Origin of the sequence: uncultured Apibacter sp., assembly GCF_946479295.1 — a bacterium.
Classification (GTDB): Bacteria; Bacteroidota; Bacteroidia; order Flavobacteriales; family Weeksellaceae; genus Apibacter.
On the sequence record NZ_CAMLFD010000008.1, the window covers coordinates 37514 to 56928 of the forward strand.

General features: G+C 29.3%; 16 protein-coding genes. 9 read left to right on the plus strand and 7 right to left on the minus strand.

Annotated features, from left to right (window positions below):
• Window positions 1-64 precede the first annotated feature (64 nt).
• The 7 genes from Q0T35_RS06670 to recN all read left to right on the plus strand — a co-directional run bounded on the left by Q0T35_RS06670 (window position 65) and on the right by recN (window position 7235).
• On the plus strand, window positions 65-1099 hold the full coding sequence (locus Q0T35_RS06670; RefSeq protein WP_295841450.1) for an acyl-CoA reductase: 1035 nt from the start codon (window positions 65-67) through the stop codon (window positions 1097-1099).
• Window positions 1100-1212: 113 nt separating this feature from the next.
• Entirely contained in the window at window positions 1213-2100 is an 888-nt protein-coding gene (gene dapA, locus Q0T35_RS06675; protein ID WP_295841451.1) for a 4-hydroxy-tetrahydrodipicolinate synthase, read from the plus strand.
• Window positions 2101-2220: 120 nt separating this feature from the next.
• Window positions 2221-3099 (plus strand): outer membrane protein assembly factor BamD, encoded by an 879-nt coding sequence (gene bamD, locus Q0T35_RS06680; protein WP_293917648.1) that lies wholly within the window; start codon window positions 2221-2223, stop codon window positions 3097-3099.
• 24 nt (window positions 3100-3123) lie between these two features.
• On the plus strand, window positions 3124-3444 hold the full coding sequence (locus Q0T35_RS06685) for a DNA-directed RNA polymerase subunit omega (RefSeq protein WP_293917646.1): 321 nt from the start codon (window positions 3124-3126) through the stop codon (window positions 3442-3444).
• Between the two features lie 10 nt (window positions 3445-3454).
• Window positions 3455-4663 (plus strand): bifunctional phosphopantothenoylcysteine decarboxylase/phosphopantothenate--cysteine ligase CoaBC, encoded by a 1209-nt coding sequence (gene coaBC / locus Q0T35_RS06690; protein WP_295841454.1) that lies wholly within the window; start codon window positions 3455-3457, stop codon window positions 4661-4663.
• Between the two features lie 3 nt (window positions 4664-4666).
• Entirely contained in the window at window positions 4667-5575 is a 909-nt protein-coding gene (locus Q0T35_RS06695; RefSeq protein ID WP_293917642.1) for a DUF4835 family protein, read from the plus strand.
• A 7-nt stretch (window positions 5576-5582) separates the two neighbouring features.
• On the plus strand, window positions 5583-7235 hold the full coding sequence (gene recN / locus Q0T35_RS06700; RefSeq protein WP_295841456.1) for a DNA repair protein RecN: 1653 nt from the start codon (window positions 5583-5585) through the stop codon (window positions 7233-7235).
• Between the two features lie 186 nt (window positions 7236-7421).
• On the opposite strand, the gene Q0T35_RS06705 is transcribed toward recN, so the two are convergent.
• Entirely contained in the window at window positions 7422-8501 is a 1080-nt protein-coding gene (locus tag Q0T35_RS06705) for a WG repeat-containing protein (protein ID WP_293917637.1), read from the minus strand.
• A 90-nt stretch (window positions 8502-8591) separates the two neighbouring features.
• On the opposite strand from Q0T35_RS06705, the gene rarD reads away from it, so the two are divergent.
• A complete protein-coding gene (gene rarD / locus Q0T35_RS06710) occupies window positions 8592-9515 on the plus strand; it encodes an EamA family transporter RarD (protein WP_293917635.1) in 924 nt (307 codons plus the stop codon).
• Window positions 9516-9690: 175 nt separating this feature from the next.
• Here the strand turns inward: rarD and Q0T35_RS06715 are convergent, their stop codons facing one another.
• Window positions 9691-10062, minus strand: a complete 372-nt coding sequence (locus Q0T35_RS06715) for a helix-turn-helix domain-containing protein (RefSeq protein ID WP_293917633.1) — start codon at window positions 10060-10062, stop codon at window positions 9691-9693.
• A gap of 285 nt (window positions 10063-10347) precedes the next feature.
• Between Q0T35_RS06715 and Q0T35_RS06720 the strand changes: the two genes are divergently transcribed.
• Entirely contained in the window at window positions 10348-10866 is a 519-nt protein-coding gene (locus Q0T35_RS06720) for an NAD(P)H-dependent oxidoreductase (RefSeq protein WP_293917631.1), read from the plus strand.
• 82 nt (window positions 10867-10948) lie between these two features.
• On the opposite strand, the gene Q0T35_RS06725 is transcribed toward Q0T35_RS06720, so the two are convergent.
• From Q0T35_RS06725 to Q0T35_RS06745, 5 genes are all read right to left on the minus strand, one after another.
• Window positions 10949-12301 carry a Mur ligase family protein gene (locus Q0T35_RS06725; protein WP_293917629.1) on the minus strand — a complete coding sequence of 451 codons (1353 nt, stop codon included), beginning with the start codon at window positions 12299-12301 and terminating at the stop codon, window positions 10949-10951.
• An 82-nt stretch (window positions 12302-12383) separates the two neighbouring features.
• Complete coding sequence (locus Q0T35_RS06730; RefSeq protein WP_293917627.1) at window positions 12384-13211, minus strand: 1-acyl-sn-glycerol-3-phosphate acyltransferase; 828 nt, start codon at window positions 13209-13211, stop codon at window positions 12384-12386.
• A gap of 393 nt (window positions 13212-13604) precedes the next feature.
• Window positions 13605-14918, minus strand: a complete 1314-nt coding sequence (locus Q0T35_RS06735; RefSeq protein ID WP_295841459.1) for a S28 family serine protease — start codon at window positions 14916-14918, stop codon at window positions 13605-13607.
• A gap of 106 nt (window positions 14919-15024) precedes the next feature.
• Complete coding sequence (gene odhB / locus Q0T35_RS06740; RefSeq protein ID WP_295841461.1) at window positions 15025-16242, minus strand: 2-oxoglutarate dehydrogenase complex dihydrolipoyllysine-residue succinyltransferase; 1218 nt, start codon at window positions 16240-16242, stop codon at window positions 15025-15027.
• A 29-nt stretch (window positions 16243-16271) separates the two neighbouring features.
• Window positions 16272-19034, minus strand: a complete 2763-nt coding sequence (locus tag Q0T35_RS06745) for a 2-oxoglutarate dehydrogenase E1 component (RefSeq protein ID WP_295841462.1) — start codon at window positions 19032-19034, stop codon at window positions 16272-16274.
• Window positions 19035-19415: the final 381 nt, after the last annotated feature.

The following is a 19415-nucleotide window of genomic DNA, read 5'->3' on the forward strand; positions in this document are numbered from 1 at the left end:
TACTTAAAATTAATTTACTTTTGTGCAAAATTATACAATTTTTTTTATATATATCATAAGTAAAATGAGTTTAGAACAAAGAATAAAGTCGCTGAATGCCGTTAGAAATATTTTAGATCAATTTGTTAATAAGAATGAGGTTGATACGCATAATTATTCCAAATTTAAAAAGACTATCTCGCTTGCTGAAACTAAAAATTCATGGTTTACTGAAGATAGCATATTTTCAGTTTTAAAGTATTGGAATAATGTTTTATCTGAAGATACGGTCACTAAGTGGTTAGCTAAATACACGATTGATTCTACCGAGAAAAAAAATGTTGGATTGGTATTGGCGGGAAACATACCTATGGTTGGATTTCATGATTGTCTGAGTACTCTCCTGACAGGGAATCGGGCTGTAATAAAATTATCTTCCAAAGACTCTATTCTCATTCCATTTTTTTTAAATTTATGGAAAGAGTTTTATAATGAGCTTGATTTTGAATTTGTAGAAACACTCTCTAATTGTGATGCAGTTATAACTACCGGTAGTACAAATACTGCCAGATATTTTGAGTATTATTTTAAAAACATTCCGCATATAATCAGAAAAAATAGAACTTCCATAGCTATACTAACGGGTAAAGAAACTGAAGAACAATTATATGGACTAGCTAATGATGTATTCTCATATTTTGGATTAGGTTGTAGAAGTGTAACTCAAATATTTATTCCGAAAGATTACGATTTAAATTTACTTTTTAATATTTTTATTTCTTTTAAGAATGTTATTAATCATACTAAATATGCAAATAATTATGATTATAACAAAGCTATATATTTGATGAATCAAGAAAAATTTTGGGATAATAATTTTATTATACTTAAAGAATCTCAAAATTTATTTAGTCCTATCGGTACATTATATTTTAGCACCTATTCCGATAAAACCGAGATAGAAAATTTTATCTCTAAAAATACTGAAAATATACAATGTGTGGTATGTGCTCAACCGTTGGATATTTATAAAACTATAGCTCCCGGCCAGGCACAAAATCCTAAAATTTATGATTATGCCGATGGGATTGATACCATAGAGTTTCTCACTCATTTATAATCAATTTAAATAATAAGAAATTAAAAAAAGGATCGAATATTCATTTTTTTAGATAATTAAATAATTAATAGTATTTTTACTTTTTATAGTAAAAAGACAAAATTGTTACTCATATGAAATCATTACAAGGATTAGGTGTAGCTTTAATAACACCCTTTTGCAAGGATGGAACGATTGATTTCCCATCGTTAGAAAAATTAGTAAATTATAATATTGAAGGCGGAACTGAATACTTAGTTATTTTAGGCACAACTGCTGAAAATGCTACCTTAAATTCAGAAGAAAAAAAACAGGTAATTGATTGTATCCTAAAGAGTAACAACAAGCGATTACCTTTAGTTTTAGGCATTGGTGGAAATAATACAGCTGATATTGTACATCAGTTACAAACTACAAACCTTGAAGATTTTTCCGCAATCTTATCCGTATCGCCATACTATAATAAACCTTCTCAAGAAGGAATATATCAACATTATAAAAAAATTGCTGAAAATAGCAATAAGCCTATAATTATATATAATGTGCCCGGAAGAACAGGTTCAAATATTGAAGCTGCGACAACATTAAGATTGTCAAATGATTGTAAAAACATCATCGGGATCAAAGAAGCAAGTCCAAATTTTTTACAATCAACTAATATTATCAAAGATAAACCTTCTGAATTTAGGGTCATATCGGGAGACGATGAATTGGCTTTGCCTATAGTATTGGCCGGGGGATACGGAGTTATATCGGTTTTGGGCCAAGCTCTTCCTCATGAGGTTTCTCAGATGATTAAATTAGGGTTAGATAAAAAAGTAGAAGAAGCCTATACAATTCATTATAAGCTAAAAACTCTTTTTGAATTAATATTTGCAGAAGGAAATCCTTCCGGTATTAAAGCTTTATTATCCGTAAAAGGTATTTGTAAACCTTATACTCGTTTACCTTTAACACCTGCCTCTACAAATCTTATTAGTAAAATTGAAAAAGAGCTAGAAACTCTAAGCATAGTTGTTTAAGTTTTTACTATTTAGTAATATATCTACTAATTTTATTAATAAATTATCTATAAATATCTTTATATCAATTAAAGTTATTTATTTGTTTAAAATTATAAAAAAATGTAATTTTGTAATTAGATGAAAAAAATACTTCTATTAGGTTTATCATTTCTCCTTTTTATTAGTTGTGAGAGAAGATTAAATCAAGCTTTAAAAAGTACTGATAAAGATTTGATATTAAAGGTTGCTGAAGAATATGAACAACGAAAGAAATATAGTCAAGCCATCAGTTTATATGAATATGCAACTAAATTCGTTGTAGGAACCGATGAAGCACCGGAAGTTTCTTATAGGACTGCATACCTCAATTATTTAGATAAAAACTATAGGCTAGCAGCGCATCAGTTTAAAAATTTTGTAATGTCGTATCCGAAAGACTCAAGAGCCGATGAATCGGCATATATGGTAGCTTATTGTTACTATGTCGATTCGCCTGATTATAATCTTGATCAAACAAATACACGAGATGCATTAAAGGAATTGCAATTATATATTGACACTTACCCTAATTCGGAAAAAATTCCTGAATGTAACCGAATGATAGATGACTTGACTAGAAAGCTGGAAAAGAAAGCTTTTGAAAATGCTAAAACCCTTTATAAAGTTACGGAATATAAAGCAGCTATCATATCTTTTGATAATGTTTTGAGCGATTTTCCAGATACAAAATTACGCGAAGATATTTTAATTTATTCACTTCGTGCCAAAACAGAACTTGCCGTTAATTCTATACATAAATTACAAAATGAACGAATTAATGATGCGGTTAATTCATACAATAAATTCTGCAATCTATTTCCAAACTCAACCTATTTAGATGAAGCAAAACGTTTAAATTCTAGATTGGAAAATGCCAAGATTACGTATCAAATTAAAGAAAAAAACATCAATGAAGCCAAAGAGCAATCTGAAGATAAATTAAAATCCGCAGAAAAAGAAAGAAATAAAATAAGTTAACTAAAATTATACACCAATCAAAATATGAATTTAAAAGAATTAAATGCGCCAAACACAACAATTACTTTCAATAGACAACAAATTGAGAGTAAAGTAGGTAACATTTATGAAGCTATAGTAATAATAGGTAAAAGAGCTGAACAGATTAATACTATTATTAAAAATGATTTGAACCAAAAATTGGATGAATTTGCTTCAAATAGCGATTCTCTTGATGAAATATTTGAAAATAGAGAACAAATTGAAGTTTCTAAATACTATGAAAGATTGCCTAAACCAACATTAATTGCCATACAAGAATGGTTAGATAACGAAGTTTATTTTAGAAAAACAGACGCTCAGTAACCATTTTACCATGTCGGTTTTAGAAGGGAAAAAGATAGTATTAATAGTAACGGGTGGAATTGCTGCCTATAAAACCGCTTCCCTTATAAGACTTTTGATCAAACGGGGATGTAAGGTACAGGTTATTATGACACCGGAGGCAGTTAATTTTATAACGCCTCTAACCTTATCTACCCTGTCAAATAATCCTGTATATACACAATTTTTTGATGGAAAAACGGGAGAATGGACTAGCCATGTAGATTTAGCTTTACAAGCAGATTATATTGTGTTAGCCCCTGCTACTTCCAATACGCTGTCTAAAATGGCCAGTGCAGAAGCTGATAATTTAGCTTTAGCAACGTACTTATCTGCTAAAAATATTGTTTTCTTTGCTCCTGCTATGGATTTGGATATGTACAAAAATCCTTATAATAAAGAAAACATAGAAAAGCTTATTCAAAAAGGAGATATATGTATACCTCCTAATAAAGGGGAACTTGCCAGTGGTTTAGAGGGAGAAGGCCGAATGGCCGAGCCTGAGGAAATTGTAAATTTTATTGAAAATTTCATACGAAAAGAGTTACTTTTTTATAAAAAGAAAATTTTAATTACTGCCGGTCCTACTTATGAACCTATTGATCCGGTTCGATTCATAGGAAATCATTCTTCCGGAAAAATGGGTTTTGAAATAGCCAAAGTTGCAGAAAAATTAGGTGCTGAAGTTACCTTAATATCTGGTCCTTGTAATCAAAAGCTATCTAATTATTCTTCCATACTAAGAATTGATGTTATATCGTCTGAAGAAATGTATAAGGCTGTGGATGCCCATTATCAATGGGCTGATATTGTTATTATGGCTGCAGCGGTAGCTGATTATAGACCTAAGACAGTTTCTAAAATTAAAATAAAAAAAGAGGAAGATTCTTTTTCTTTGTCGTTAATTAAAAATAAAGACATACTTTTACACTTAGGTAATACTAAAGATAATCAGTTTTTAGTTGGATTTGCCTTAGAGACTAATGATGAAGAAAATAATGCTCTTAAAAAATTACAAAAAAAGAATTTAGATATGATCGTTTTAAATTCTTTGCGAGATGATGGCGCTGGATTTTCTTACGATACAAATAAAATAACTATTTTAGATAAGCAGGGAAATATTGAGTATTTTGATCTTCAGACTAAAGAAAAAGTCGCTGTGAATATATTAAATTCTATTCATGTAAGAATAAAAACCTGATTTATGAAACATATACCATTAATTTTTCTGTTATTGATTATACCCATAGTGGTTACTTGTCAACAATTATCGGCTGAGGTAAAAATTGATTATAGCAAAGTTCAAGGATCAAATAATCAAGTATTTAATACCTTAAAAAAGGATTTAAAAGATTTTATCAGTAATACGGATTGGATACCTGGAAATAAGCTATCAATGCAAGAGCGTATCAAATGCTCTTTCGGGATTATTATTGAAGAAAGAATTGCTACAGATAAATTTAAAGCAACTTTATTAGTTCAATCCAGTAGACCTGTATATAACTCAAGTTATACGACACCAGTATTAAATTATCAAGACACCAATTTTACATTTAATTATATCGAATCTGAAAATCTTGTATTTAATGAAACTCGTTTTAGCGGCAAAAATTTAACTGATGTCCTTGCGTTTTATATCTATATGATTTTAGGATATGATGCTGATACTTTTTCGTTAAATGGAGGAACCGATTATTTTACCAAAGCTCAAAAAATTTCTGATAATTCCATAAATCAAGGATATAACGGTTGGAACACTTTTGATGGGCCGAGAACCCGAGGTTCTCTTATTGCTGATATTATAAATGATAAGTCCAATACCTTAAGAAATATTTCGTATAATTATCATCGTAATGGATTGGATATGATGTCTTCTAATGAATTACAAGCTAAAACAAATATCGCTATCAATTTAATGAAGTTGAATGAATATTCTTCCAATTATCAATTTTATCCATTGGATCTTTTTTTAACAGCAAAACGAGAAGAAATAGTAAATATTTTTTCAGGTGGTACCTCTGTTACAACCCTTAATATTTCTGATTTAAAAACTTTATTACAAAAAATTAATCCAATCAATAGTAACGATTATTGGAATAAAATTAAAAATTAAAAAACTTATGTTAAGTCATTTATCAATTCGTAATTATGCATTGATAGATATCCTGGATATTGATTTTCCATCTGGAATGATAACCGTTACAGGAGAAACCGGTGCAGGTAAATCCATTATTTTAGGAGCATTGAAATTAGTTTTGGGTGAGCGGGCAGATTACAAGTCTTTAAAAAATGTGGATGAAAAATGTTTTGTAGAAGCTGAATTTATTCTTGATCATGAATTATTTTCCGATTTTTTTACTGATAACGAATTAGACTATGATTCTAGTACAATTATAAGAAGGGAAATACTACCATCAGGCAAATCAAGAGCATTTATCAATGATACACCAGTTACTTTACATTTATTACAAACTTTAACTAAAAAACTTATTGATATTCATTCTCAATTTGATTCAGCAGAGCTGATGAATGAGAAGTTTCAGCTACATCTTTTGGATAATTATTCCAATACTATTGTAGAGGTAAAAGAATATCAGCAAGTATATCATCAATACTTATTTGAAAAAAATAAGTTGCAATCTTTAAAAGACAAATTACTCTCGGATAATGAAGAACTGGATTACAAAAATTACTTGTTGGATGAACTGAACAGTGCTAATTTAGACTCTCTAAATTATACCGAATTAGAAAATGAACTTAATTTACTTAAAAATTCGGAATACTTAGCACAAATATTATCCGAAATCAAACAACTTTTTGATAATGATGAGATGGGAGTGCTGAATCAAATACGAGAAGTTTATTCTCGCATGGATAAAGGTTCACAATTTTCACCCAATCTTTTGAAACTTTCAGAACGTCTCAGCAGTATAAAGCTGGAATTACAAGATATTTATTCCGAATCTGAATTCTTTTTGGAAAAGCTAGATTTTAATCCGTTGCGATTTGAAGAACTTTCTCAAAAAATTGATTTAATAAATTCGCTATATCTTAAGCATAAGGTTAGCACCATTGAAGATTTAATTGATGTACGTAATACATTATCTAAAGATACTTTTGATTTAGTCAATTTGGAAAATCAAATTCTAGATTGTGAAGATAAAATACAAAAACTTGAATCAAATCTAAATAATTTAGCTGAATCTTTGCACCGAAAGAGATTAAAACATATTCCTGAATTAGAAAATAAAATACTGAATATTCTTTCTCTTCTAGGTATGGAAAAATCGCAAATTGAAATTTCCATGCAAAACACAAATGATTATACACAATCGGGGACGGATATAGTTACTATTAATTTCTCAGCCAATGCGGGCATGCGTTTACAGCCTATAGCAAAAGCTATATCTGGAGGGGAACGTTCACGTTTTATGTTAGCCATTAAAAAAATTATGTCGGAAAAAGAAGCTCTTCCTACCCTGATTCTTGATGAAATTGATACCGGTGTTTCTGGACGTATCGCTAACGAAATGGGAATTTTAATGCAGAATATGGCGAAAACTATGCAATTATTAGTTATCACACATTTGCCGCAAGTTGCTGCTAAAGGAAATATACAGGTTAAGGTTGAAAAAACTGAAATCAAAGGGGAAACTCAAACTCAAATTCGTTTACTTTCCCACCATGAAAGAATTGAAGAAATTGCTCAACTGATAAGTGGATCTAATATAACCGAAACTGCACGGAAGCAAGCCTTGGAGTTACTAAAATAAAAAAGGTATTTTTTAAATTATAATTTAAAATCTTCTTATTAATATTTTACATTAGGAAAACATGTAAGATCCTATCAATAATTTAATAACAGCCTTCATTAAATCTTGTAATTGTTTATTGAATAAATTTTTAAACTTTCGAATATAGTTATATATCCTTTTTAATCTTAAAAAAGTTTTCGGATTTCATTCATTTTTTTCAACAGGTAATCTAAAAATAATTGGGGATCTAAAATATAAATCAACAGGTAATCCATCAATGGTAGCTAGATCCCATTTTAGGGATCTTGTTCCATATATGGCTTTAATTGCATTTTCTTCCATTCCATCTCCAATTAAAATTAAATTACTTTTTACAAAAACCGAACTGATTTCTCCCTTACTATTTACTATAAATTTTAAAATAACTCTAACGTCATTAATATTGTCCTCAATTAATTTATAAGGAAACTCTAATTTTTTTGTCATAGCTGATGTAAAACCTAGAGGAAAATTTGGGATTTTTATATCGTAAGAATTGCCATTTAATATTTCAATTGGTCTTTTTTTATAAATAATTTTCAATTTGTTCATTTCATCTTGGATTTTATCCTCCTGAATAAAATCTCCTGTTTCAAAATTCATGTAGCCTATCTTTTTACCTGATAATATCCTTGCCGTATCTTGTTCAATAAATTGTAAATAATCATAAGAATCTATTTTATTACCTTCAACAGTATATAATTCATATTTGTCTTCCTTATTTATGGCTACTACCCATTTATCATAATAAACTATTATACTTTTATAGATTGGAGGGAGTAGTTGTCCTGCGGAAGAATATAAGGCAACGCTATCATTAATCTTTACAGTGACTAAACCATTAATATAAAATCCCAAGATTGAGTTATTATTATATCCATTATTTTCATCAGAATGTAATAATATATTTCCAGAAGAATTTATAAGGCTACATTCCTTAATTCGTCTTGTGTTATTTTCTTCATATTTTTGAACTAAAAACATACCGTTGAAAACGCCACTTATATAATCGTATTGTACAGGAAGAATTTCTTTTCCTATACTGTCAATCAATCCATATTTGTTATTTTTTTTTACTTTAATCCATTTGAAATCAAAATCTTTATATTCATCAAAACCTCTTACCACTTTGGTTTTATATTTTTTTCCATGTTTAGAGTTTGAATTTATTATATTTTCATTATTCTGCCCTAACAATAAAAGAGATATGCATGAAGTTATGATTAAAGTAATAGAAATTTTCATATAATTAGTTTTGTCTTGCAATAATATATAAATTAATTTATATAACTATAATTTAGATTTAATAATTTAGATTTTTTAAATATTTAGTTCATGCCTGAAAGTAATAATACTACTAATTCTAAAGGTTTTATTTATGCTTTGTTATGCTACCTTTTTTGGGGAATACTTCCTCTGTATTGGCATATGCTCATTGAAATTCCTTCACTGGTTATTTTAGCGAATCGAATGCTGTGGTCTTCCATTTTTCTTACCGTGTTTTGTTTATTTCAAAATCGCAGGGCATTAATATCAGTTATAAAAAATAAACGAAATGTTTATTACATGGGAATTGCAGGTATACTTGTTACTATTAATTGGGGAATATACATTTACGCAGTTACGCATCAATATGTTGTAGAATCAAGCTTAGGATATTATATAAACCCTTTAATTAATGTGTTGCTAGGGGTAGTTTTTCTAAAAGAGAAATTAAATCGTCTGGAAAAGATAGCTACTTTATTTGCTTTTATTGGGGTTTCCTATTTTACCATTAGTTATGGTTCTTTTCCATATATTTCCTTTATTTTAGCTTTAAGTATGAGTATTTATGGTATAGTAAAGAAGAAAGCAAATCTTCCTGCCGTACAAGCGCTTACTTTGGAAACCTTATTGATTACACCTATGGCTATACTTTATTTATTACATTCTATATATAGCGGAGAATTATCTTTTTCGGAAATTGCTACAAAATCAGTAATTTTATTGGTATTTGGTGGTATAGTAACGGCAGTGCCTTTACTTTTGTTTGCTAAAGCAATCAAATATTTACCTTATTCCACTATAGGATTTATACAATACATTAGCCCTACTCTACAACTGATCATCGGAATATTTGTTTTTCATGAAGGTTTTACTTCTGCCCATGCTATTTGTTTTTTATTTATTTGGATAGGGTTAGCTTTTTTTACTGTAAATATTATCCAAAATTCTTCTTTTAAAAGAAAGACTGCCATCAAAGTGAATACTAAGGGGTAAGTTACAATTGTTTATAAAATTCATAAAAGCATAAATAAATATTTTTCTAATTGGTTAATACTTAGGTATAATAATTGATATTTATATGTAAATAATCCAAAGAGATTAATCTAAGAAAAATTTAAATTTTTAAAAACCTATTGTTTGAAAACTATAAAAGCTTTCTAGGATATAACTAGAAAGCTTTTTTTGATATCATTTCTCTATGCTGTACACCCCACTCTTCCAGTTTTTTTATAATAGGCTTTAATTTTTTTCCACTTTCAGTTAACTCATATTCTACTCTAGGGGGAACTTCTGGATAAACGGTACGTGTAATAAGTTGGTTTTCCTCCATCTTGCGTAATTGTAAGGTTAACATTCTCTCCGTAATATTCGGGATTTTTCTTTTTAATTCACTAAATCTCTGTTTTCCTTGATTAAGTAAACAGCATATTATTAGTATCCATCTACCTTCTATTAAGTTAATTGCATATATTTCCGGACATTCATTTATCATAATATTTTTATTGACAAAATTTGTTGAAGCTTTTTTTATTTTACTCATTACTTACATTTTTGTTAGTACCATACAATGGGTAGTTAATATACTAAAGTTATTATTTCTACCTTATATTTACAAAAAAAAATTTAAAAACGAATATAATTAAATAAAATTGATATAAATTTATTAAAATTATTAAATAAATAACAACCATTTATAGATGATAAATTTAAAAAAATAAGTGATCACTTTAATTTATTTCTTGTATACTTTATAAATTTTATCCTCATGATATAATTTAAAACATGAGAACAATTTAATTCTAATAGAAAATTAAATAATTATAATATGAAAACACTAGTAGTAATTGGACATCCGGATTTGGAAACTTCATTAATAAATAAAAGATGGATGGATGAATTAAAAAAATATCCTGAAAATTTTACAGTACATCATCTTCGTCATGAAAATACAGACCATAGATTTGATTTAAAAAAAGAACAAAAACTAATTGAAGAGCATGGAAATCTAATTATTCAATTCCCTATGTATTGGTTTAATTGTCCCGCCTTAGTTAAACAGTGGATCGATGAAGTATTTACAGAAGGTTGGGCATATGGAGAAGGAGGTACTATATTAAAAGAAAAGAAAATTGGTTTAGGGATATCTATGGGACTTAAAGAAGAAAAATTAACTAAATATAATTTTTCTGTTGATGATCTTATATTGCCTTTTAAAATAACCTTTTCTTATACAAAATCTAACTTTAGGGGATTCTATGCTCTTTATAATTCTCATGAAGCAGTAAATAATGGTGAGCTTGATAAAAGTATTGATCCTTACCTATCATTTATTAAAAATATCTAAAATTTTCATTTATATAAAAAATCTTTCTTAGAATTAAGAAAGATTTTTTATCTGTTTTTTTATTGAATTATATCTGTATTGTTTACTTATTTTCAAATATGGTATTTATAGAAATACCTCCATAATTTCCCGAACTCATTAGTAGAAAAACAGAGTTATTTTTTTCTATTTTTCTTAAATAGCTTTCTAATAATTTCGGATCATTAAAAACTTTGATATCTTTTTTTTGGAATGCATTAGCAATTACTTCTTCTGAGATAGGTTGCATTCTTTTTATTTTCAAAGCTTCTTCACTATAAAAAACTATGGCTTGATCAGCTGCTTCTAATGTATAAGCATATTGTGTTAAAAATTCCGGATTCAATGAACTATATGTATGCAATTCAAGACAAGCTATTAATCGTTTATTAGTAAAATTTTCTTTAACCGCCTTAACAGTTGCCAATACTTTAGAGGGCGCATGAGCAAAGTCTTTATATACGATATATTCATTATTTCCATAGATTTTTTCTAATCTTTTAGATGCTCCTTTAAAAGATATAATTGCTTCATAAAATTCATCATTCTGAATTCCGATTTGATTACATACTAAACGAGCACCTTCTAAGTTTAATAAATTATGCCTTCCGAACATAGATAATTGTACCTCTCCTTCATGAGTCGGAAGATAAACTTTTTCTTCTTTAATTATATATTTTGGTGTACGATAGGGAAACTTTTTTAAATAATTCGAGGTATTTTCGACAATTTCAACCACTTCTTTATCTTCTTCGTTGTATAATAAAGCACCTCCCGGACTTATACTGTTAATAAATGAAATAAATGGTTGTTTGTAAGATTCAAATGTAGGAAACACATTTATATGATCCCAAGCTATACCACTGATCAAAGCTATATTCGGCTGATATAGAAGAAATTTTGAACGTAAATCAATAGGTGAAGATAGGTACTCATCTCCTTCTAAAACTATAAATTCATTCTGGTCCGTAAGTTTTACCATCGTATCAAACCCTTCAAGTTGTGCGCCCACCATGTAATCTACTTGTTTATGATGATAGTTTAATACATGAAGAATCATAGAGGTTATGGTGGTTTTACCGTGAGAACCTGCAATAACTACCCGAGTTTTATTTTTAGATTGCTCATATAAAAATTCGGGATATGAATAAATCTTTATATTCAATTCTTTTGCTCTTATCAATTCAGGATTATCCGAATGTGCATGCATACCTAAAATTACAGCATCAAGGTCAGAAGTAATTTTATTGGGAAACCATCCCAATTCTTCCGGAAGTATTCCTTGTTTTTTTAACTTTGAAAGAGAGGGCTCAAAGATAGCATCATCTGAGCCTGTAACTTCGTATCCTTTTTGTGCTAAGGCTAGGGCTAAATTATGCATGGCACTTCCGCCTATGGCAATAAAATGTATTTTCATTTACCGATATTTTTCAGAACAAAGATACTTTTTTAAACTAAAAAGACAGCAAATGTTGCTGTCTTTATATTTTGATTTACTTTTATAATTCAAAAAACGATCGTGTTTTTTCTTCTTCTTTTTCCGCTTCTAATTCTTCAACTGTTTTCACTTTCAAAAAACTTGGATCTTGCTCTATAGCTACCATAATTTTTGCTAATATTTCTTTCGGATCTTCATTTTCATAGTCAATATCTAAAGGAGCCTTGAACGTCATTTTAGGTTCTACACCTCTTTTCTTTATCAATAATCCTTTTTTATCAAATGCTCTTCTAAATCCGTCAATAACAACAGGAACAACGATAGGCTTACTTTTTTTGATAATTTTTGCCGATCCTTTCCTACCCGGCGACCATGGAGTAACCGTTCCCTGAGGGAAAGTTACAACCCAACCGCTTTGTAAGGCTTTTAAAATATTATCAATTTCATTCATATCAACCATTCGATTCACATCTTTTCCGGCACTTCTCCAGGTACGTTTTACCGTAATCGCACCGGCCAATGAAAATAATTTTGCTAACAAGCCTTTGTTCATAGTTTCTTTCGCCGCCACGTAATATAGATCTATTCTGGGATCTAAAAGATACACCGGATTTTTTATGGTGTCTATATAGCCGTGCTTTACTGCACCAAAAACATGGTACATAGCGAATACATCTGCAAAATATGTTTGATGATTGGATACAAATAATACGTTTGTATCAGGAAGTTTTAAAAGGTTTTCAGTTCCTTTAATTTTTAATTTATTAAATCCGTTAAATCTGTTATAAGATATTACTCCAAAGGTGAATATGAGAAATCTTTTTAAAATAAACCAATGACCAAATGCATCTGTAAAAAATCTTTTCTTCTTTTTCTTTCCTTTTTCCATTTTACACCTAAGTTTTAAAAATTGTAAATATATTACTTTTAAAAAATATAACTATTTTTATCAGTTCCATCATTGATAAATAATTAACAAGCAAAATTATAATATATATATAGAATTATTGTTAATTAAATATTAATTGTTATATAAGCATACCTTAAATAAAGTAATATACTTTTGCATAAAAAAATATAATTTTATTAATGCATTGTTTTTAAGTCACTAATAATATTAATATATACTAGCTTAGATACATATAGATTATAAAATTAAAAATTAATTATATAAATGTATCGTAAATGTGATATGATATAAAACAGAATTTTTTTTCGATAGAAATAAAAAATATAATTATAAATTTAATAGTATGATTTCTAATATAGCTTATGTATTATTTTATGGTAATAAATTAAAATTTGTCTTAATTCCTATCCATTTAAAAAGGGTTTCACTAAATTTATCTTTCATCATTGAATTCATATTCGTAACTCTAGCGCTTGCATGATTAGCTCCAGGTAACTCTAATATAATAGAATTTGTTTTTAAAGTTGGTTCTACTTTAGTAGCACTCCATGTATCCAATTCGCCATAAATATAGATGAAATTGTTTGCATGATTATCGAGCCAATTTTTTAAATGATTATTAAGCTCCTGCGAATAAATAACAGTTCCAGCTTCTTTAGGAGTAAAGGTAGCCGATGGATTTTCAGTAAAATAATTTAAATATTTTTTAAATGGTTGAATATTATATCCATAATAACCCATTTCCAAAGCTGCCTGATAATAATGTGGGGCGTACTGTTTTATTTCCTGATCACTGAAAAAACTTATATCAACTGAATTAATAAGATAATCTACTCCCTGAGCTATATCGGTTAGTGAAGGTATCGAATCGCAAGAATATCCCCACTGCCAAAATGAAAACGGATATTCTAAAATGCTATATTCAAATGCACTTCCTACAGATCCTACATAGTTATAAGTGAGTCCTTTTATATCAGAATACGCTTTTACATATTTTAAAGCCTTATTTTCATTTTTGAGCATATAGATCTGAAAATCTTGTATTTTCTTCCTGCAAGAATGCGTTCCTACTTTATCCAGAAATTTATAAATTCTGCGATCTTCCAAAGTATAATTTATTGGTGCAACATAAGGAATGGAAACCTCTACATCATTAGGAAAAAAATATCGGTAATAAATAGTAGTTTGCCCCCCTTTACTTATTCCGGTGCTTATCCATTTATTTTTATATAATTTTTTAAATATTTCGTTGATGTGATGTAAATCATGAGTAGCATTGTATAAGGTAAGGTATTTCCAATTAAAAATAGTTGAATCGGGTATTGATTCTCCAAAATATCGATGCTCTATATTAAGATCATTAGAATTTAGTATTTGTTGCAATTCATTATTCCTAGCATTATTTATCTGATATCCTTGTGTTTCCATTAGCATAGGATTATCAAATCCGGTATGAGTTAAAATAACTTGCTGGTTAAAATAGCCTTTATTATTATCTGACCAATCTAAGGGCTGTTTAATCTTAATTTTATATTTTAAAGGCTCTCCTTTTAAAGTTTCAATTCTTTCGTAGGCAATATCTTTTTGTTTTGATAGAAAATCTTCCAATATTTTTCTATCTGATCGCTGAGCTAATAAAGTAGTAAAAGAGAATAAAGCAGTAAAGAATATTAATATTCTTTTCATTTTTAACCAGTTTGATATACAATCTCGAATCATTAATTTATTACTATTAATTTTAATTAAATTTCTTATTTTGAAAATATTGCAAAACTTTAGAACATTTAAAATTTTATAATTCTAATGCCATACGTATTCCATTATTCATTAAAATATCAATAGGATTTTCAATAGCTTCTTTTACAGCCACTAAGAAACTTACCGATTCTTTTCCATCAATAATTCTATGATCATAAGATAGTGCAAGATACATCATAGGTGCGATCACGATTTGCTTATTTTTAACTACAGGTCTTTCTATTATATTATGCATTCCCAATATGGCGCTCTGAGGAGGATTTATAAGCGGAGTTGATAGCATAGAACCAAAAACTCCACCGTTGGTTATGGTAAAGGTGCCTCCTGTCATTTCATCCACAGTAATTTTGCCCTCACGAACTTTATCTGCCAGATTTTTTATCGTTTGTTCCACTCCTCTAAATGACATTGTTTCCGCATTTCTAAGTACTGGTACCATTAAACCTTTAGGGCCGGAAACAGCAATGCTTATGTCTTGAAAATCATAGGTTATTTTGTTTTCTTTATCTATCATTGAATTAACATCCGGAAACATCTTTAAAGCTCTGACTACTGCTAGAGTGAAAAAAGACATAAATCCTAATGATACATTATGTTTATTTTTGAATTCTTCCTTATATTCATTGCGTATACTAAATATCTCACTCATATCAACCTCATTAAAAGTGGTTAACATGGCCGTTTGATTTTTTACTGATACCAATCTCTCGGATAGTTTTCTTCTTAAAGCCGATAACTTAACGGATTTATATGATCGAATTCCATTGATGGGCTGATTTCCTAAAGAAGGTACTGCTTGAAGAGCATCGTTTTTAGTAATTCTTCCGTTTTTACCGGTTCCTTGAATTTCGGACAATGAAATATTTTTTTCTTTTATTATTTTTTTTGCAGCCGGCGAGCAAGTTCCTTTTGCATAAGAGTCTGTTTGCGATTCTTGGGATGTTTGGGAAGTAACCGTACTTACTGCCTCCTTTTCATTTTGTTCAAAATCTTCTTTTCTTATATTAGGATTTTCTGCATCTGTATCTAGCAAGCAAATTATATGACCAACCTGAACTGTATCTCCCTCTTGAACTTTTAAAGTTATCGTCCCACTTGCTTCCGCTGGAAGATCCAATGTTGCTTTGTCGGAATCTATTTCAGCAATAGCCTGATCCTTTTCTACATAATCTCCGTCTTTTACTAACCAAGTTGAAATTTCTACTTCTGTTATTGATTCCCCAGGAGAGGGAACTTTCATTTCAAGTATCATAAATGTAAATGTTATGTTATATTTTTTGTTTATTTAATGTTTTGGAATACGGAATCGATTAACTTTTTTTGTATTTTTTCATATCTTTTATGTGATCCCGGTGATGGAGACCCACTCTCCGAAGTATATATTCCTTGAATATTTAAGTTTTGGAATTCTTTAAGAATATATCCCCAAGCTCCCATATTTTCCGGTTCCTCTTGTACCCAAATTAATTCTTTTTTATTAATGTATTTTGCCAATATTTGATTAATTTTCTCCCAATGAAGCGGATATAATTGTTCTATTCTAACAAAGGCTATTCTATCTTCGTTTAATTCTTCTCTTTTCTTATCCAACTCATAATATAATTTACCTGAGCATAAAACTAATCTGGTTATTTTTTCCTCCATTGCATTTGAATCGTCAATTACTTCTTGAAACGAACCTTCTGCTAATTCCTCAAGAGTTGAAACAACTTTAGGATGTCTCAATAGGCTTTTGGGTGAAAAAACAATTAGCGGTTTTCTATAATTGGGTTTTAACTGTCTTCTCAATGCATGAAAGAAATTTGCTGGTGTAGTAGCATTTACGACATACATATTACCATTTGCACAAAGAGATAAAAATCTTTCAATTCTAGCGGATGAATGTTCTGCCCCTTGTCCTTCAAAACCATGTGGTAAAAGCATAACTAAACCATTTTGCATTTTCCATTTATCTTCTGCCGCAGATACATATTGATCTATCACTATTTGTGCTCCGTTTGCAAAGTCACCGAATTGAGCTTCCCATATAGTTAAGGAATAAGGAGAACTCATTGCATAACCATATTCGAATCCTAATACCCCATATTCGGAAAGGAGGGAATTATAGACATAAAATTTTGCATTGGAATTTAAATTGTTTAAAAGAATAATTTCTTCTTCTGTATCTTCTGTTTTTATTACTGCATGACGATGTGAAAACGTTCCTCTTTCCACATCTTCCCCTGATAATCTAACATAATGTCCTTCAGTTAATAAAGTTCCATAAGCCAATAATTCTGCCATTCCCCAGTCAACTGCCCGAGTTACTTCTATCATTTCTCTCCTTTGATTTAATAAACGTTTGATTTTATTAAATAGCTTTTTATCTTCAGGAACTTGCGTAATAGTATACGCTATCATGCACAGTTTTTCCAATGGAAAAGTTGTATCTATAGAGGTAAGCAATTCGGAAACTCCTACTCTATCAAAATCTTTCCATTCTTGTTGCATAAATAATTCTACGGTTGCTTGATTCATTTCTTTAGAATCCTCTAAATTTTTATCCAACAGCTTTCTATATTCTTCATCACTGTCAGCAACCATTTTTTTTGTGATAATATCTTCTTTTTCAAGCTTGGCTCGATAAATTTCCCTGGGATTCGGATGGTTTTCAATTATTTTATAAAGCTGAGGTTGGGTAAACCGAGGTTCATCCCCCTCATTGTGTCCATATTTTCTATATCCTAAAAGGTCGATAAATACGTCTTTGTTAAATGTATTTCTATAATCGGATGCAAATCGTACGGCATGAATAACTGCTTCTGCATCATCCGCATTTACATGTAATACGGGAGATAATACCGTTTTAGCAATATCTGTACAATACGTACTGGAACGGGCGTCTAAATAATTCGTTGTAAATCCTACCTGATTGTTAATTATTATGTGTATGGTACCTCCAGTTTTATATCCATCCAAATTCATCATTTGAATTACTTCATACACAATTCCTTGTGCAGCAATTGCTGCATCTCCATGTATGAGTATCGGCATAACTTTTCCATAATCTTCCTGATAATCATGATCGGTCTTAGCTCTCACTATACCTTCAACAATTGCATCAACGGTTTCTAGATGTGAAGGATTAGGAGCTAAACTTATTTTAACTGTTTTACCTTTTTTTGTTTTATAATTATTACATGAGCCTAAATGATATTTTACATCACCAGAAAATAAGGTTTCTATATAATCTTTTCCCTCAAATTCATTAAATATTTGTGAATATGACTTATTAAAGATATTGGCTAACACATTTAATCGCCCTCTATGAGCCATACCTATAACAATTTCTTCAACCCCTAACTCTGAAGAATGATTAATAATTTCATCCAATGCGGGAATCAAGGTTTCTCCCCCTTCTAATGAAAAACGTTTCTGTCCAACAAATTTTGTGTGTAAAAAATTTTCAAATGCTACTGCTTGGGACAATTTTTTTAGTATTCTTTTCTTTTCTTCAACGTCGAGTACGGGCTGATTAAAATCTTTTTTTAACCAATTTTGAATCCAAAGAATTTCTTCCGGTTTTCGAATGTACATATATTCTATACCAATTGAACTGCAATATTCTTTATTAAGAATCTCAATTATTTCTCTTAAGGTATAGTCACCTTCCAAGCCTATTATTTTGCCGTTTACGCGAACTGATAAATCTGATTGGCTAAGTCCAAAATTTTCTATGTTCAAATCAGGTGTATATTTTCTTCTTTGTCTTACCGGATTTGTTTTAGTAAATAAATGTCCTCTTGTCCTATAACCATTTATGAGATTTACTATTTTGAATTCACGTATTATATCTTCCGAAATTTCAAACTTATTACTAGAAGTGGTATTTATTGTATTTGGCTCGTTTGCTGAAACTTGATTATAAGATTTGCTAGCAAAATCGAAACCTTGAAAAAAAATTCTCCAACTAGGTTCAATACTATCCGGAAATTTTAAATATTTCTGGTACAACTCATCTATATGTTCTGAATCTATTGCATTTAAAAATGAAAATTGGTCCATTTTATTTTTTGCTTTAAACTGGTATTCTTTATTTACTGTATAGGTTCAAATCTACTGATTTTGACGATATCTTCAAAGTAAATATTTTATATAATACAAATTATCTATGGACATTTTAAAATTATATTTTTTTTACAAAAAAACTATTTACCAAGAGCATCACCATTAAGTATTTAATCAATAATGTATATTGATTTTATAATCAATAATACTCTTATATTTATACTGATTTACTTATAAAAATATCGATTTTTAAGGTGGAAGGTATTTGAGTAAGAATGAATTTAACTACCTCTTAGTTATTTTGATATTTCATTGAAATTCTTTATTATCATTAAAAATACTTTTAAAATGGCTATAAAGAACTGTTTTAATGATTCG

What these genes read in the sequence shown, in the direction of transcription:
- Q0T35_RS06730 (WP_293917627.1), bottom strand. Translation starts at nt 13,211, where the DNA reads ATGGAAAAAGGAAAGAAAAAGAAGAAAAGATTTTTTACAGATGCATTT.
- Q0T35_RS06705 (WP_293917637.1), bottom strand. Translation starts at nt 8,501, where the DNA reads ATGAAAATTTCTATTACTTTAATCATAACTTCATGCATATCTCTTTTA.
- Q0T35_RS06745 (WP_295841462.1), bottom strand. Translation starts at nt 19,034, where the DNA reads ATGGACCAATTTTCATTTTTAAATGCAATAGATTCAGAACATATAGAT.
- Q0T35_RS06685 (WP_293917646.1), top strand. Translation starts at nt 3,124, where the DNA reads ATGAATTTAAAAGAATTAAATGCGCCAAACACAACAATTACTTTCAAT.
- odhB (WP_295841461.1), bottom strand. Translation starts at nt 16,242, where the DNA reads ATGATACTTGAAATGAAAGTTCCCTCTCCTGGGGAATCAATAACAGAA.
- recN (WP_295841456.1), top strand. Translation starts at nt 5,583, where the DNA reads ATGTTAAGTCATTTATCAATTCGTAATTATGCATTGATAGATATCCTG.
- Q0T35_RS06720 (WP_293917631.1), top strand. Translation starts at nt 10,348, where the DNA reads ATGAAAACACTAGTAGTAATTGGACATCCGGATTTGGAAACTTCATTA.
- bamD (WP_293917648.1), top strand. Translation starts at nt 2,221, where the DNA reads ATGAAAAAAATACTTCTATTAGGTTTATCATTTCTCCTTTTTATTAGT.
- Q0T35_RS06670 (WP_295841450.1), top strand. Translation starts at nt 65, where the DNA reads ATGAGTTTAGAACAAAGAATAAAGTCGCTGAATGCCGTTAGAAATATT.
- coaBC (WP_295841454.1), top strand. Translation starts at nt 3,455, where the DNA reads ATGTCGGTTTTAGAAGGGAAAAAGATAGTATTAATAGTAACGGGTGGA.
- Q0T35_RS06715 (WP_293917633.1), bottom strand. Translation starts at nt 10,062, where the DNA reads ATGAGTAAAATAAAAAAAGCTTCAACAAATTTTGTCAATAAAAATATT.
- dapA (WP_295841451.1), top strand. Translation starts at nt 1,213, where the DNA reads ATGAAATCATTACAAGGATTAGGTGTAGCTTTAATAACACCCTTTTGC.
- Q0T35_RS06695 (WP_293917642.1), top strand. Translation starts at nt 4,667, where the DNA reads ATGAAACATATACCATTAATTTTTCTGTTATTGATTATACCCATAGTG.
- rarD (WP_293917635.1), top strand. Translation starts at nt 8,592, where the DNA reads ATGCCTGAAAGTAATAATACTACTAATTCTAAAGGTTTTATTTATGCT.
- Q0T35_RS06735 (WP_295841459.1), bottom strand. Translation starts at nt 14,918, where the DNA reads ATGAAAAGAATATTAATATTCTTTACTGCTTTATTCTCTTTTACTACT.
- Q0T35_RS06725 (WP_293917629.1), bottom strand. Translation starts at nt 12,301, where the DNA reads ATGAAAATACATTTTATTGCCATAGGCGGAAGTGCCATGCATAATTTA.